The organism is Pseudescherichia sp. (assembly GCF_032052675.1).
Taxonomy (GTDB): Bacteria; Pseudomonadota; Gammaproteobacteria; order Enterobacterales; family Enterobacteriaceae; genus Pseudescherichia.
On record NZ_DAMBWA010000012.1, the window covers coordinates 86,880 to 100,616 of the forward strand.

At 58.1% G+C, this 13,737-nt stretch carries 11 protein-coding genes; 2 read left to right on the plus strand and 9 right to left on the minus strand.

Features of this window, described 5'->3' with window-relative positions; translation table 11 throughout:
* Positions 1 to 51 precede the first annotated feature (51 nt).
* Positions 52 to 2,010: an acetate--CoA ligase gene (acs, locus tag RTX96_RS15980; protein ID WP_312671539.1), complete on the minus strand. Its 1,959-nt coding sequence runs from the start codon at positions 2,008 to 2,010 to the stop codon at positions 52 to 54.
* Positions 2,011 to 2,424: 414 nt separating this feature from the next.
* On the opposite strand from acs, the gene gltP reads away from it, so the two are divergent.
* Positions 2,425 to 3,738 (plus strand): glutamate/aspartate:proton symporter GltP, encoded by a 1,314-nt coding sequence (gene gltP, locus RTX96_RS15985; RefSeq protein ID WP_312671540.1) that lies wholly within the window; start codon positions 2,425 to 2,427, stop codon positions 3,736 to 3,738.
* Between the two features lie 138 nt (positions 3,739 to 3,876).
* Here gltP and RTX96_RS15990 read toward each other — a convergent pair whose 3' ends face one another.
* Together RTX96_RS15990 and fdhF are read right to left on the minus strand one after the other, a co-directional pair.
* Positions 3,877 to 4,029 (minus strand): Hok/Gef family protein, encoded by a 153-nt coding sequence (locus RTX96_RS15990; RefSeq protein ID WP_312671541.1) that lies wholly within the window; start codon positions 4,027 to 4,029, stop codon positions 3,877 to 3,879.
* 352 nt (positions 4,030 to 4,381) lie between these two features.
* Positions 4,382 to 6,529, minus strand: coding sequence for a formate dehydrogenase subunit alpha (gene fdhF / locus RTX96_RS15995; protein WP_103818802.1), 2,148 nt, complete (start codon positions 6,527 to 6,529; stop codon positions 4,382 to 4,384).
* A 272-nt stretch (positions 6,530 to 6,801) separates the two neighbouring features.
* On the opposite strand from fdhF, the gene RTX96_RS16000 reads away from it, so the two are divergent.
* The gene (locus RTX96_RS16000; RefSeq protein WP_103818801.1) at positions 6,802 to 7,533 is read left to right on the plus strand and encodes a response regulator; all 732 of its coding nucleotides are present in this window, start codon (positions 6,802 to 6,804) and stop codon (positions 7,531 to 7,533) included.
* Here the strand turns inward: RTX96_RS16000 and RTX96_RS16005 are convergent.
* Genes RTX96_RS16005 through RTX96_RS16030 form a run of 6 tightly spaced genes read right to left on the minus strand, consistent with a single transcriptional unit; the run spans position 7,512 to position 13,643 of the window.
* Positions 7,512 to 8,534, minus strand: a complete 1,023-nt coding sequence (locus RTX96_RS16005) for a carbohydrate kinase family protein (RefSeq protein ID WP_312671542.1) — start codon at positions 8,532 to 8,534, stop codon at positions 7,512 to 7,514. The genes RTX96_RS16000 and RTX96_RS16005 overlap by 22 nt on opposite strands.
* On the minus strand, positions 8,534 to 9,394 hold the full coding sequence (locus tag RTX96_RS16010) for a ketose 1,6-bisphosphate aldolase (protein ID WP_103818699.1): 861 nt from the start codon (positions 9,392 to 9,394) through the stop codon (positions 8,534 to 8,536). The genes RTX96_RS16005 and RTX96_RS16010 overlap by 1 nt, the downstream gene beginning before the upstream one ends.
* A gap of 14 nt (positions 9,395 to 9,408) precedes the next feature.
* Positions 9,409 to 10,104: a D-lyxose/D-mannose family sugar isomerase gene (locus tag RTX96_RS16015; protein ID WP_103818698.1), complete on the minus strand. Its 696-nt coding sequence runs from the start codon at positions 10,102 to 10,104 to the stop codon at positions 9,409 to 9,411.
* Positions 10,105 to 10,159: 55 nt separating this feature from the next.
* Complete coding sequence (locus RTX96_RS16020; RefSeq protein ID WP_103818697.1) at positions 10,160 to 11,101, minus strand: ABC transporter substrate-binding protein; 942 nt, start codon at positions 11,099 to 11,101, stop codon at positions 10,160 to 10,162.
* Between the two features lie 30 nt (positions 11,102 to 11,131).
* Positions 11,132 to 12,142: an ABC transporter permease subunit gene (locus RTX96_RS16025; protein ID WP_181016576.1), complete on the minus strand. Its 1,011-nt coding sequence runs from the start codon at positions 12,140 to 12,142 to the stop codon at positions 11,132 to 11,134.
* Positions 12,132 to 13,643: a sugar ABC transporter ATP-binding protein gene (locus tag RTX96_RS16030; protein ID WP_312671543.1), complete on the minus strand. Its 1,512-nt coding sequence runs from the start codon at positions 13,641 to 13,643 to the stop codon at positions 12,132 to 12,134. Before RTX96_RS16030 ends, RTX96_RS16025 begins: the two co-directional genes overlap by 11 nt.
* Positions 13,644 to 13,737: the final 94 nt, after the last annotated feature.

The window sequence follows — 13,737 nt, forward strand, 5'->3', positions numbered from 1 at the left end:
AGGGTTTTTATAATTCCCTCTCCCATGCGGGAGAGGGTGAGGATGGAATCGTTACGACGGCATGGTGATACCCTGCTTCTCTTCGAGCAGTTTTTCCACTACGCCCGGATCGGCCAGCGTTGAGGTATCCCCGAGGTTGCTGGTGTCCCCTGCGGCAATCTTGCGCAAGATACGGCGCATGATTTTGCCAGAGCGCGTTTTCGGCAGCGAGTCGGTCCAGTGCAGCACGTCCGGCGTGGCCAGCGGGCCGATCTCTTTGCGTACCCAGTTGCGTACTTCGGTGTAGAGCGCCGGGGATGGCTCTTCACCGTGGTTCAGCGTGACGTAGGCGTAGATCGCCTGACCTTTGATGTTGTGTGGGATGCCCACTACCGCCGCTTCGGCAATTTTTGGATGTGAGACCAGCGCAGATTCGATCTCCGCCGTGCCGAGACGATGGCCGGAGACGTTAAGCACGTCGTCCACGCGGCCGGTGATCCAGTAGTAGCCGTCCTCGTCGCGCCGCGCACCGTCGCCGCTGAAGTACATATTTTTAAAGGTCGAGAAGTAGGTCTGCTCGAAGCGCTCGTGATCGCCAAACAGCGTGCGTGCCTGTCCAGGCCAGGAGTCAACTATCGCCAGGTTGCCTTCGGTGGCGCCCTCCAGCGGCGTGCCTTCGTTATCCACCAGCGCAGGCTGAACGCCAAAGAAGGGGCGGGTCGCAGAGCCCGCTTTCAGCTCGGTTGCGCCCGGCAGCGGAGCGATCATAAAGCCCCCGGTTTCGGTCTGCCACCAGGTGTCGATGACCGGGCACTTCTCGTTGCCAATCTTCTTCCAGTACCACTCCCAGGCTTCCGGGTTGATCGGTTCACCTACCGAGCCGAGGATGCGCAGCGACGAGCGGTCGGTACCGTCAATCGCCTTGTCGCCTTCCGCCATCAGGGCACGGATCGCCGTCGGCGCGGTATAGAGAATATTTACCTGATGCTTATCAACCACCTGCGCCATGCGCGCCGGGGTCGGCCAGTTCGGCACGCCCTCGAACATCAGAGTTGTTGCCCCACAGGCCAGCGGACCGTAGAGCAGATAGCTGTGGCCGGTAACCCAGCCCACGTCGGCGGTGCACCAGTAGATGTCGCCCGGATGGTAATCAAAGACATACTTAAAGGTGGTAGCGGCGTAGACCAGATAGCCACCGGTGGTGTGCAGCACCCCTTTTGGCTTGCCGGTAGAGCCAGAGGTATAGAGAATAAAGAGCGGATCTTCCGCGTTCATCTCCACCGGCTGGTGCTCGCTGCTGGCCTGCGCCATCACGTCGCTCCACCAGAGATCGCGCTCCTCCTGCCACTCAATGTTGCCCCCGGTACGCTTGAGCACCACCACGTGTTCGATCGTGGTCACGTTAGGGTTCTTCAACGCGTCATCGACGTTCTTTTTCAGCGGGATGCTACGCCCGGCACGCACGCCCTCGTCGGCGGTGATCACCAGCCGCGAGCTGGAGTCGATAATACGCCCGGCTACCGCTTCCGGTGAGAAGCCGCCAAAGATTACAGAGTGAATGGCACCGATACGCGCGCAGGCGAGCATGGCTACCGCCGCTTCCGGCACCATCGGCATATAGATCGCCACCACGTCACCTTTTTTAATGCCAAGCGCCAGCAGGACGTTGGCGAAGCGGCAGACGTCGGCATGCAGTTCGCGCCAGGAGATATGTTTGCTCTGCTGGGCGTCGTCGCCTTCCCAGATAATGGCCGTCTGGTCGCCGCGCTCGGCCAGATGCCTGTCGAGACAGTTGGCGGCCAGGTTGAGCGTGCCATCCTCATACCATTTAATAGAGACGTTGCCCGGCGCGAAGGAGGTATTTTTTACCTTCTGATAAGGTCGGATCCAGTCAAGAATTTTGCCCTCTTCACCCCAGAAGGTGTCGGGATCGCTGACGGATTGCTGATATTTCGCCTCATACTGCTCCGGGTTAATCAGGCAATTTTCCGCGATATTGGCGGGAACAGAGTGTTTATGTATTTGGCTCATGGCTTTTGTTCTCCTTGTAAGATGTTAAGGATATGTCACGGAAACGTTAAGGGAAGAGTGAAGCACGGCTTTGTTTACTTTTTGGGCGGAAGATCACGCATTGTTTGAATGGTTGAAAATTCAGCAAATGAATCTTTGAAGGGAAATAATCACTATTAGTGATGTTTGCAGGAAAGGTGATGAAAAGCTTATCCATAACATATAGTTATGCAATAAGTATGGGATAAAAGGCGCTTCTTATGCACTTTTGCGGTGAAAGACCCTCATCTTAAAGGGTTGCACTTGATACCATGCAAATGGTACTGATAATGCGCGTTAAAAAACCCCGCTTGACTAAGCAACGCTAATCACACCCCTTTCAGTATGTATCGCTCCGGTACACGGAATGGTGCTTCATTGAGGACGTCTGTAGTTATGAAAAATTTGAAAGTCAGCCTGGCCTGGCAGATTTTGCTGGCCCTTGTGCTGGGTATTCTGCTGGGTAGTTTCCTGCATTACCAAAGCGATAGCCGTGAGTGGCTGATTGCAAACCTGCTCTCACCGGCAGGGGATATCTTTATCCACCTGATCAAGATGATTGTGGTTCCGATTGTGATCTCCACGCTGGTTGTGGGCATCGCAGGGGTGGGCGACGCGAAACAGCTTGGCCGTATCGGTGTTAAAACCATTCTCTATTTTGAAATCATCACTACCGTTGCCATCGTGCTGGGTATCACGCTGGCGAACGTGTTCCAGCCGGGAGCGGGCATTGATATGACGCAGCTGGCGACGGTGGATATTTCAAAATATCAGAGCACCACGGCGGAAGTGCAGAGCCATGCCCACGGGCTAATGGGTACCATTCTCTCGCTGGTGCCGACGAATATCGTCGCCTCTATGGCGAAGGGCGATATGCTGCCGATCATCTTCTTCTCGGTGCTGTTTGGCCTCGGGCTGTCGTCACTGCCTGCTGCGCACCGCGATCCGCTGGTGACCGTGTTCCGCTCTATTTCAGAGACCATGTTTAAAGTCACTCATATGGTGATGCGCTACGCGCCGATTGGCGTGTTTGCCCTGATCTCGGTGACGGTGGCCAACTTCGGCTTTGCCTCGCTATGGCCGCTCGCGAAGCTGGTTATCCTGGTCTACATGGCGATCCTGTTCTTTGCCCTGGTGGTGCTGGGCGCGGTGGCGCGGATGTGCAAGCTGAGCATCTGGACGCTGATCCGCATCCTGAAGGACGAGCTGATCCTGGCCTACTCTACCGCCAGCTCTGAGAGCGTGCTGCCGCGTATCATTGAGAAGATGGAGGCCTACGGCGCACCGGCGTCTATCACCAGCTTCGTGGTGCCGACCGGTTACTCCTTTAACCTTGACGGCTCTACGCTCTATCAGAGCATCGCCGCTATCTTTATCGCCCAGCTCTACGGCATTGACCTCTCTCTGGGCCAGGAGATTATCCTGGTGCTGACGCTGATGGTGACCTCGAAAGGCATCGCTGGCGTACCGGGCGTGTCGTTTGTGGTGCTGCTGGCGACCCTGGGCAGCGTGGGGATCCCGCTGGAAGGGCTGGCGTTTATCGCAGGCGTTGACCGTATCCTCGATATGGCCCGTACCGCGCTGAACGTGGTGGGTAACGCGCTGGCGGTGCTGGTAATTGCCAAGTGGGAACGCAAATTCGACAGCCAAAAAGCGCTGGCCTACGAGCGTGAGACGCTGGGCAAATTTAATAGCACGGCCAATCAGTAGTCGTTATTTATTACTAAAAAACCCGCTTCGGCGGGTTTTTTTATTATCCACATGGTGTGAATGTATTTATAAAAATTATAAAAGGGTGCATTAAGGACACAACTCTAGCAATCCGGGCGGGTTACCCCGCCCGTTGAGTTAACCTGCTGTACAAGCTAATTTAGCCGCCACCTCCTGACGATCGTTTTTAATATTAAGCTCGCAAAGCCTTCCGCGATTAATAAAAGCAAAGGTCAGGATTGTTAGACAAACCACTAATAGAATGGCTAACACGTATTTCAATGGCGTCATGCCTTTTACTCCTTGCAAAAAAAAGGGTAAGAGGCTACTCTCAACCTGCTAGGGTTGTGTTTGAGAGTAGCCCCGGGTCAATGGAAACATTACCTGGGGCCTTCAACTCTCTGACTACCACACTCTCAAGTTGTTCGGAATAACACTGAGCGTGCTTAAGACAGAAAGCCTTAAGCACCCGCCGATAATGATATCTCCCCTTGAGTAAAAGGGAAGGAAAATAGCAATGTAATTTCAGTGAGATAATTACATTTTTCTTCGAGCACACTCACAGAGCTTTATAAATAATAATACGCATGAATATATAATAACGGCCCCTTATGCGAGGCCGTTATTAATTAGTCGTGCTGTTTTAACCTAATGCACTCTCCCGCAGTCGGGATTTAAGCTTGTTGTACTCGTCGATAACGTACCGCTCGGCGGCCTGCTGATCGTCGATGGCCTCAACGCGTACGGCGCAGTACTTATACTCCGGCGTTTTGGTTATCGGACTCAGGTTCTCGGTGACCAACTCGTTACAGGCCCCAATCCACCACTGGTAGGTCATGTAGACCGCGCCCTGGTTCGGACGGTCGCTGACCTGCGCCCGGGTGATGATTCTTCCCTTACGCGAGTTGACCCACACCAGGGCCTCATCTTCAATGCCGAGCCGGGCGGCGTCGGCGGTGTTGAGCTGCGCATAGCCCGGCTCATCGGCCAGCGCGGCCAGGGCCGCACAGTTGCCGGTCATTGAGCGGCAGGAGTAGTGGCCCACCTCACGCACCGTAGAGAGCACCATTGGGTAGTCGTCGGTGAGCTTATCAATCGGGGCTACCCAGTCACAGGTAAAGAATTTCGCCAGCCCGGTGTCGGTATCAAACTTCTCTTTGAAGAGGTATGACGTCCCCTGGTCAGCGTCCGACTCGTCACGGCACGGCCACTGAATGTAGCCCAGCTCGCCCATTTTTTCGTAGGTCGCACCGTAGAAGTCAGGGCAGAGGTGGCGCAGCTCGTCCCAAATCTCCTGGGTATTGTTGTAGTGCATGGGGTAGCCCATCCGCGTGGCGATCTCGCTGATAATCTGCCAGTCGGTTTTCAGATCCCACTGCGGTTCCACCGCCTTGAAGAAGCGCTGGAAGCCGCGATCCGCCGCCGTATAGACGCCCTCATGCTCGCCCCACGACGTTGACGGCAAAATCACATCCGCCGCCGCCGCGGTTTTGGTCATAAAGATATCCTGCACGATGACCAGCTCAAGATCCTCAAACCCTTTGCGCACCGCCGAAAGCTCGGCGTCGGTCTGCAGCGGATCCTCGCCCATGATATAGGCTGCCCGCACTTCACCATGCGCCGCCCGATGCGGCAGCTCGCTGATGCGGTAGCCGGTATGGGCCGGCAGGCTCTCTACGCCCCAGGCGCGGGCGAATTTTTCCCGGTTCGCCGGATCGCTGATGTACTGGTAGCCCGGATAGGTGTCCGGCAGGGCACCCATATCACACGCGCCCTGTACGTTGTTTTGCCCGCGTACCGGGTTGACGCCGACGTGCGCCTTGCCCAGGTTGCCGGTGAGCATCGCCAGGCTGGTAAGGGAACGCACCGTCTCCACGCCCTGATAGAACTGGGTCACGCCCATGCCCCACAGAATAGTGGCCGTTTTCGCTCCAGCATAGAGCCGCGCGGCCTGGCGGATCGCCTGGGCGCTGACGCCGGTAATATCCTCAACCGACTCTGGCGTGTAGCCTTCAACAATTTTGCAATAGTCGTCAAAGCCCTGGGTACGGTTCGCCACGAACGCCGCGTCGTAGAGCTTCTCTTCAACGATGACATGCCCAAGGGCGTTGAGCAGCGCGATGTTCGAGCCGTTCCTCAACGCAAGGTGCATATCGGCAATGCGCGCGGTTTCGATTTTGCGCGGATCGCAGACAATAATTTTCGCCCCGTTACGCTTCGCACGAATCACATGATTGGCGACGATAGGGTGGGAATCTGCCGGGTTATAGCCAAAGACAAAGACCAAATCCGTGTTATCAATTTCCGTGATGGCATTACTCATTGCGCCATTACCGACCGACTGGTGCAGACCTGCAACCGAGGGGCCGTGTCAAACGCGTGCGCAGCAGTCGACGTTATTGGTGCCAATAACGGCGCGCGCAAATTTCTGCATCACGTAGTTGGTTTCGTTGCCGGTCCCGCGCGACGAGCCGGTGGTCTGGATCGCGTCCGGACCATATTTCTCTTTGATGGCGCTCAGGCGGTCGGCGACGTAGTTCAGCGCTTCGTCCCAGGAGACCGACTCCAGCTTGCCGCCGCGCTGGCGACGGATCATAGGTGTTTTCAGACGCGGGGTGAGGATCTGGGTATCGTTGATAAAATCCCAGCCGTAGTAGCCTTTCAGGCACAGGGTTCCCTGATTGGTTTTCCCCTGTGCCGCCTCCGCGCGAACGATTTTACCGTTATCCACCACGAGGTTGATCTTGCAACCTGAGGCGCAGTACGGGCAAACCGTGACGACTTTTTTCATCGCTTCTGCTCCAGTTAAACACAGCGCGCATTTGCGCTCCTGGCCCCACTATGCATCTTGCATGCCACATTTTTAGTGTGGATATGGCCAGAGATTACGGGCGAATTTTGGTCAAAACGCTGACGAAAAACCGGCCATCGACATATTTGACGTGTCGAAAGGCGAAGGGGTGTGACAGCGGTTAAAGATCCAGCACGTCGCAGTGTGATTTGCTGCCGATCCTCACCAGAATGGCTAACACTTAGGGCATGTCTCTCGGGTGGGCGTAGATAATGAAACCGGCAATTCTGGTAGTAGATGATGATGCGGCAGTCTGCGAACTCTTGCAGGACGTGCTTAACGAGCATGTCTTTGCCGTGCACGTTTGCCATAGCGGCCGGGAAGCGCTGACGCTTGCCGCGGAACAACCCGAAATCGCGCTGGTGCTGCTGGATATGGTCCTACCGGATACCAACGGGCTGATGGTGCTACAGCAGCTGCAACGCGTGCGGCCCGCGCTGCCGGTGGTGATGCTTACCGGGCTGGGCAGCGAATCGGACGTGGTGGTGGGCCTGGAGATGGGGGCGGACGACTACATCGCCAAACCCTTTAACCCCCGCGTGGTGGTCGCCCGTCTGAAGGCGGTGCTGCGGCGTACCGGCGCGCTGGCGGCGGAGGTTCCGCTACCGAAAGGAGCGGATATGGCCTTTAACGGCTGGAGTCTGAATACCACCCGCTGTGAGCTGCACGATCCACACGGCCAATTAACGCCGCTCACCCAGGGCGAGTATGGCCTGCTGCTGGCGCTGATGCAGAATGCGCGGCGGGTACTGAACCGCGAACAGTTGCTGGCCCTCACCCATAGCGAGAGCATGGACGTTTTTGACCGCACCATTGACGTGTTGATTATGCGGCTGCGGCGCAAAATCGAGCAGAATCCACACCAGCCCGCGCTGATCAAAACAATCCGTGGTCTGGGCTACGTTTTCGCTGCCGACGTCGTTCATAACGAGATCGCTGCCTGAGCGTTATCGCGGATAAAGGCCCGATGCTCATCCAGGGATTTCGCCCCGTCGATGGCGTTGGCGGCAAGCAGGCTGGCCCTGGCGCAGACGTGGGCAAGCTGGATACTTTCCAGTAGCGGCCAGGCTTCATGACAGCCGTAGAGGAACCCGGCGCAGAACGCATCTCCCGCCCCCACGCTGCCGACAATCTCCTCCTGCGCCAGATGCCAGGAGGGGAGCCAGAATCCTGGTCCCTGCGGCGTTTGCCCCCAGGCACCTTCAGGGCAGTGGATCACCACCCGCTGCTTCACCCCTGCTGCCAGCAGCTGCGCCGCCGCCTGGGCAATATGCTCGATATGCGGCTCGCCGTTTTCGTGGCGGATCGCCAGCTCGCTAAACTCACCCGCCTCCAGCTCGTTAATCACCAGATAGTCCAGATGCTTCAGGGCCGGGTTAACCAGCGGCCGATAGCGCGGATCGCCTTTGCGTGATACCAGGTCAAGCGAAGTTTCAAAGCCGAGGTTATGCATCTGCGCCAGCAGCCGGGCGCTGCGCGTGCCAAACTCGTCGTCTGGCATATCCAGGCTATCCAGCAGCAGCAGGTAACCGAGATGGAAAATCTTCATGGTGCCATCAAGGCGATCGAAGGCGGGCAGGTCCAGCAGGCGGTTAGCGCCGGGAGAGTGGAAAAAGGTGCGCTGGCCGCTGGGATCGGTCATCACCTGTGACATGGAGGTAGGGGCAAAAGTAGTGCGCTGCACATGCTGGCGGTTAACGTGGTACTGCTCCAGCATCGCCATAATGTAGTCGCCGTCGTTATCTTCACCCACCAACCCCACCGCCTGCAGCGGCAGGCCGGTGCGCATCTTCGCCAGCGTCAGCAGAACGTTCAGCGGTGCGCCGCCGGTGGAGCGCTCGCTGTGGACGATCTCCGCCAGCCAGCCGCGCTCTGGCCACTGCACGATCTGGTGAACATGATCCACCAGCATATTGCCCGCCGCGATGATGCCTTTGCGTGTCATTAGATTTTCCCCTCGCTGCCGAAGATGCGCATCTGCTCGGCAACAATATCGGTGATCGCCTGCTCAATGCTGAGCATCAGCTCGGCGAACTCGTCGTAGATCTGATCCCGCGCGGTCATGCTTTTGTCCACCGCGGCCAACGCGGCCTGTGACATACCGGTATAGAAGTTGATTTTGTGGATGCCCAGGCTAATGGCGCGGCGGAAGTCCGCGTCGCTGATACCGGAGCCGCCGTGCAGCACCAGCGGCAGGGCGGTCTGCTGGCGAATCGCCTCCAGACGCGCAAAGTCGAGCTTCGGCTCACCTTTGTATTTGCCGTGGGCGTTACCGATCGCCACGGCCAGCGCATCGATGCCGGTGCGGTCAACAAAATCTCGGGCTTTTTCCGGATCGGTAAAGAAGGCCTCGTCGGCATGGCCGTAGAGCGCTCCGCCTTCGTCACCACCTACCGCCCCCAGCTCACCTTCAACCGAGACGCCCACCGCGTGGCACATCTTCACCACCTCTCGCGTCTGACGCACATTCTCCTCATAGTCCAGCGTCGAACCGTCAAACATCACGGAGGTAAAGCCAAGACGCAGGGCCTGGACGACCGCCTCAAAGTGCAGGCCGTGATCGAGGTTGAGCACTACCGGAATATCGTGCCGGGCGGCCTCATACTTCACCGCCTCTACCAGCGTATCCAGCGACAGATACTTAAAGTGCACTTCGGCAATATTGATGATAAACGGCGAGCGCTGCTGCTTTGCAGCGGCAAACAGCGCCCGTAGAAAGTGGGTATCCAGCACGTTAAAGGCGCCCAGCGCATACTGGTGCACACGGGCATGTTTCAGCCCATCGGCGAGAGAGATCAGCGGCATTGTAGCCTCCTTGGTTAGGGAACCGGGTGAAGAAACAGGGAGTATTCGTTACAGAGCACCAGCTGAGCCGGCTCATCTTCTTCAATGCTGTTATAGCGATCGCGCGGCTGCAGGAAGTGGTTGTCATGGTCATCGTCATTGACGGAGGAGACCTCGCCCACCAGCACGTCACCAAAGCCGTGCTCGCCCCAGAAGCTGTGATACAGCCCCGGCGGCAGGCAGATGCTCTCGCCTGGCGACAGGCGCAGCTGGCTACCCGCCGTATGCGTCTGTAAACAGCCGTCGATGGCCACGGTCACGTCGGTCTGTTCGGTTTGCTCGTCACTCCCGGCGTTCCACAGCTCGATAATCAAATTACCGCCGCCGCGGTTAATAATGTCTTCGCGCTTGCGCCAGTGAAAATGCATGGGGGTCAGCTGGCCGTCGCGGACATGCATGATCTTCTCCGCATAGCATTTGGGCCACGGCGTTCCGGTGGGGGAGCCGTTGCGCAGGGTGAAGAGCGTCAGCCCCTGCGCCGTAAAGTCCGTTCCGCCAAAGGCAGTGACGTCCCAGCCCAGCCGAAGGTCGAACACCTCCTGCCAGGCTTCAGCAGGCAGCTGTCGCCATCTGGACGGGGCAAAGCTGGCAAACGCCGGCAGGTGCACGTCGTGCATAGAGAAAAACTGCCGCGTATGGCCAAGGATTTCGTTAATCGCGGAGCGTTTCATATACGGGCCTCCAGAATCGTAGGCCGGGTAAGCGCAGCGCCACCCGGCCTTGACGTTATTTAACTGTCCAGCCTTTGTAGTTCGCCACGCTCTGCTTATCGATCATCGTGACCGGGATCAGCACCGGCTCTTTCGGCGCGGGTTTGCCCTGCAGAATGTCATAGCCAATCTCTACCGCCTTCGCCGCCATAACCTGCGGATCCTGCGCCGGGGTGGCCACGAACAGCGAGTTTTCACGCTTCAGCGCCTCTTCCCCGTCCGGCGAGCCGTCTACGCCAACGATAAAGAATTCGCTGCGCTGGGCCTGCTTCGCCGCCAGATCGGCCCCGATCGCGGTAGGATCGTTAATGGCGAACACGCCGTCGATCTTCGGATTGGCCGCCAGCAGGGAGGTCATCACCTCCAGGCCACCTTCACGGCTGCCTTTGGCGTTCTGGTTCCAGGAGAGCACCTTGATATCCGGATGACGCTTGAACTCGGTCTGGCAGCCCTCAACGCGGTTCTGCACCGCCGAAACCGGCGGCCCGTTGATGATCACCACGTCGCCTTTGCCTTTCAGGCGATCGGTGATGTACTTACAGGCGATCTCGCCTGCCTGGGTGTTATCGGAGGTGATGGTCGCATCGGCGCCTTCGGCCGCCACGTCAACCGCTACTACCACGATCCCGGCCTCTTTCGCGCGCTTCACCGCCGGGCCGATGCCTTTGGAATCCGCCGCGTTAAGAATGATCATGTCCACTTTCGCGGCAATAAAGTTATCGATCTGCGATACCTGCTGGCCGAGATCGTAGCCGCTGGAGACCAGGGTCACCTTCACGTTATCCCCGGCCAGCTTGCGCGCCTCCAGCTCTGCGCCCTTGGTGATCTGGACAAAGAACGGGTTCGCCAGGTCGCCCACCGTCACGCCGATGGACTTCAGGTCTTTCGCCTGCGCAAACGGCGTTGCGGCAAGCAGGGCGCCAGCACAGAGCGCGGTGACTAAGGGTTTCAAACGCATATTCTGTTCCTTATGTGTAGGGTATTGTTGTTATGCACTTTGATGGTGACGGGTACGGTATTTATCGATTAGCACCGCAATGATGATCACCGCCCCTTTGATCACCAGCTGCCAGAAGTAGGAGACGCCCATCAGCGTCATGCCGTTGTTGAGAGTGGCGATAATCAGCGCCCCCACCAGCGTACCGGTGATGGTGCCGATGCCGCCGACAAAGCTGGTGCCGCCGAGGATCACCGCCGCGATGGCGTCCAGCTCGTAGCCCGTACCGAGGTTGCCGTTGGCGCTGTAGAGGCGCGAGGCGCTCATCACCCCGCCGAGGCCGGAGAGCAGGCCGCTCATGCCGTAGACGAAGAGCAGCACCAGCCACACCTTGATCCCGGTCAGGCGCGCCGCCTGCATGTTGCCGCCGACGGCGTAGATGTGAACCCCAAGGGTGGTGCGGCGCAGAATAAACCAGCACACCGCAATGACTACCAGGGCGATCACCACCAGCCACGGGATCGGCCCGAGGTAGTTATTGCCGATCCACTCGAAGCTAATACTGGAGTTGATCACCGTGGTGCCGTCCGCCAGCAGGTAGGCCGCGCCGCGCAGGGCGGTATAGGTTCCGAGGGTGACAATAAACGGCGGCAGCCCGGCAAAGGCCACCAGCGCGCCGTTAAACAGCCCCAGCACCAGGCCGAGCATCAGCGCCGCCGGGATCGACAGCATCGACAGCTCCGGGATCAGCGAGACCACCATCGCCGCCACGGCGGTGGTGCCCAGTATCGAGCCGACCGACAGATCAATGCCGCCGGTTAAGATAATGAAGGTCATGCCTGCCGCCAGCACAATATTGATTGACGCCTGACGGGTAATATTGAGCAGGTTACTCTCGGTAAAGAAGTTAGGTGCGATAAAACCAAAAACGGCAACGATAAGGATCAGGATCGGCAGGATCCCGACCGTTTGCATCAGATCGCCCATCAGCATCTTTTTCGCCGATGCCGATTTTGCGACCTGCTGCGGGGTAGGTGCTAAGGTCTCTTTTTTAGCCATGATGTACCGCCTCATCAACGCCGGTTGCCAGCGTCATTATGTTTTCCTGAGTGATCTCTTCGCCCTGCAGCTCGCCGGCAATAGTGCCTTCATGCATTACGTACACGCGGTCGCTCATGCCAACCACCTCCGGCAGCTCGCTGGAGATCATTAGGATCGCCACGCCTTTGTGCGCCATCTGGTTCATGATGCGGTAGATCTCGCTTTTCGCTCCGACGTCGACGCCGCGCGTTGGCTCGTCGAGGATCAGAATGCGCGGATTAATGGCGACCCAGCGGGAGATCAGCAGCTTCTGCTGGTTGCCGCCGGAGAGGCCTCCCGCCCGAACCTGGGCGTGGGGAACGCGGATCTGCAGCAGTTGAATAGCGTCGTCGGAGATAGCCTGGGCCTTTTTACGATCCAGCATGCCGTAGTTCGCATCGCGCTCCAGCGTCGCCATAGTGATATTTTCGGCGGCGGCCAGCTCAAGAAATAGCCCCTGCTCTTTACGGTTCTCGGTGAGAAAACCAATGCCTAAATCGATAGCGGTACGCGGGGAGTGGATCACCACCGGCTCGCCGTCAATCTCAATGACGCCACCGGTGGCGCGGCGCACGCCAAAGATCAGCTGCGCCAGCTCGGAACGACCGGCCCCTACCAGCCCCGCGAGGCCAACGATCTCTCCGGCACGGACGTGCAGGCTGATAGGATGGATTTTGCCGCCGTCGGTCAGGTTCTGCACGTTGAGGCGGGTTTCACCGGGGGGGATGTCGCGCTCTTTGTTAAACAGGTCGCTGAGCGGGCGGCCCACCATCATGCGCACCAGCTCGGCAGCGTTCAGCTTGTCGCGCATCAGGCTGCCGACATACTGCCCGTCACGCAGGACGCTGACGCGGTCAGAAAGCTCATAGACCTCGGCCATGCGGTGGCTGATATAGATAATCGCCATGCCCTCGTCGCGCAGGCGCAGGATCAGCTCAAACAGGCGATGGGTCTCCCGGGAGGAGAGGGCGGCGGTGGGTTCATCCATCACCAGCACGCGGCTATTGCGGTGCAAGGCCCGGGCGATCTCGACCTGCTGCTGTTCGGCAATGGTCAGCTTCATCACCAGATCGCTGGCCTTAAACTGCGCCCCGAGGCGGTTAATAACGCTTTGCGCCTGGGTAACCATCTCTTTACGCCTTACCAGCCCGCCGTTGGACAGCTCGCTGCCGAGGAAAATGTTCTCAGCGACGGTGAGGTTCGGGGCGAGCTGCATCTCCTGGTAAATCAGGGTAATACCGGCAGAGAGGGCATCCTTCGGGCCTTTAATGCTGTAGGGCTGGCCGTCGATCAGGATCTCACCGCTGGTGGCGGTGTAGGCGCCGGCGAGGATTTTCATCAGCGTGCTTTTACCCGCGCCGTTCTCTCCCATCAAGGCATGGATCTCACCGGGCCAGACCGTCAGATCCACACCCTTGAGCGCATAGAATTTGCCAAAGGCTTTGGCAATGTTGCGCATTTCCAGTACCGGTGTCCTGCTCATGGCGGATCTCCTGCGGGGTGGGCGATATCAGCACTCCATCACAGGAACGTAAACGCAAAATGTCAGAAGCCGTTCATATTTGTCATATTGTGAT